At 55.1% G+C, this 1,875-nt stretch carries 2 protein-coding genes and 1 pseudogene; 1 reads left to right on the top strand and 2 read right to left on the bottom strand.

Annotated features, from left to right (window positions below; translation table 11 throughout):
- Positions 1–290, bottom strand: a pseudogene (locus ACTHUE_RS17365) (type IV pili twitching motility protein PilT); the annotation flags it as partial.
- Between the two features lie 86 nt (positions 291–376).
- Positions 377–1,423, bottom strand: a complete 1,047-nt coding sequence (locus ACTHUE_RS17360) for a type IV pilus twitching motility protein PilT (RefSeq protein ID WP_004519239.1) — start codon at positions 1,421–1,423, stop codon at positions 377–379.
- 117 nt (positions 1,424–1,540) lie between these two features.
- On the opposite strand from ACTHUE_RS17360, the gene ACTHUE_RS17355 reads away from it, so the two are divergent.
- Positions 1,541–1,875, top strand: a 335-nt coding sequence (locus tag ACTHUE_RS17355; protein ID WP_440402807.1) for a YggS family pyridoxal phosphate-dependent enzyme, incomplete at its 3' end; no start/stop codon positions are given.

Here is a 1,875-nt window from a genome sequence, read left to right as displayed (position 1 = left end):
TGGTCGGGGTTCATGGTGGATTCGGCGATGGCGGCGGTGTCCGCGCCGGTCAGCGCTTTGTGGGGCATGGGCGTGAGGGTGCCGCCGACTTTAATGGCAGGAGGAAAGCCTGCGCTGATGAAGATGTCGGACGCGTTGCGTTTTTCGGCCTCTTCACACATGCGGTCGAGCAGGGGATGAAGATGTGTGCCGATTTCGGCCGGGGTGGGGATGTGCGGTGCTTGGTTTTTTTGTGAGTAGGCTTGCACCATTTCGCTTAACAGGTCGTGCAGAGGGGCGAGGTCGCTCATGATGATTCTCTTTAAAACGGGTATTCGGTCAGGCTCAAAGGCCGTCTGAAAACGGGATGATGGGGTTCAGACGGCCTGGGTATGGTTTAGAAAACAGAGAGGTTTTCGATGTTTTGCGCCTTGCTGCGTGCCAGCTCGGGGCTGATGGTGCCTTGGCGGACAAGGGTTTGCAGGGCTTGATCGAGGGTTTGCATACCGTGGGCCTGACCGGTTTGGAGGGCGGCGTTGATTTGGGCGATTTTGTTCTCGCGGATGAGGTTGCGCACGGCCGGTGTGGAAATCAGGATTTCGTGTGCGGCGACGCGGCCGTTGCCGTCGCGGGTTTTCAGCAGGGTTTGGGAAATGATGGCGCGCAAGGATTCGGACAACATGGAGCGCACGATTTCTTTTTCGCCTGCAGGGAATACGTCGACAATACGGTCGATGGTTTTGGCGGCGCCTGTTGTGTGCAGCGTGCCGAAAACCAAGTGGCCGGTCTCGGCGGCGGTCAGGGCGAGGGAGATGGTTTCAGGGTCGCGCATCTCACCGATCAAAATCACGTCTGGGTCTTCGCGCAGGGCGGAACGTAGGGCGTTGGTGAAGCTGTGGGTGTGCTGATGCAGCTCGCGCTGGTTGATGAGCGCTTTTTTGCTTTGATGGACGAACTCAATCGGGTCTTCGATGGTCAGAATGTGGGCCGGTTGGGTTTCGTTGATGTAGTTGACCATCGCCGCCAGCGTGGTGGATTTACCCGAACCGGTCGGGCCGGTTACCAAGACCAAACCGCGCGGATTTTCGGCAATTTTTTGGAAAATGCGCGGCGCACGCAATTCTTCCAGCGTCAGGACGGTGCTCGGAATGGTACGGAATACGGCGGCCGGGCCGCGTTCGGTCATAAAGGCGTTGACGCGGAAACGGGCAACATTAGGCAGCTCAAATGAGAAATCGACTTCAAAATCCTGTTGATAGAGCTTGCGCTGGTGGTCGTTCATGACCGAGGTAATCATGGTGCCGACTTCTTCCGAGCTCATCTCGGGCAGGTTGATGCGGCGGATGTCGCCGTGTACGCGTATCATGGGGGAAATGCCCGAACTCAAATGGAGGTCGGAGGCTTTGTTTTTCACGCCGAACGCGAGTAAGTCGGTAATCTGCATAATGTGGCCTTGTTTTGGTTTAGAATAATAAAATCGCTTTATTTTAAATAGATAAATCCGTTCGACCAAGTAAAATTTTCAAAATGCCGAGTGATGAACGGGTTAAAGGAGAAAACCATGTCGGTATTGCAACAAAACTATCAGGACGTATGCCGGGCGGTTGAACAGGCGGCTGAGGCTGCAGGACGGTCTGCGGATGCGGTGAAGCTGGTGGCGGTCAGCAAGACGTTTCCAGCAGACGATATTCGCGAAGTGTATGCGGCCGGTCAGCGCGATTTCGGCGAGAACTATATTCAGGAATGGTTTGAAAAAACGGAAACGCTGGCCGATTTGCCGGATATTGTTTGGCACGTTATCGGCGATGTGCAGTCTAATAAAACCAAATTTGTGGCCGAACGCGCACATTGGGTGCATACGATAGGCCGTCTGAAAACGGCGCGGCGCTTGAGTGA

It is taken from the genome of Neisseria sp. P0021.S005 (assembly GCF_051956955.1).
The sequence above is the reverse complement of the archived record's forward strand: the minus strand, read 5'-3'. Positions and strand labels throughout refer to the sequence as shown.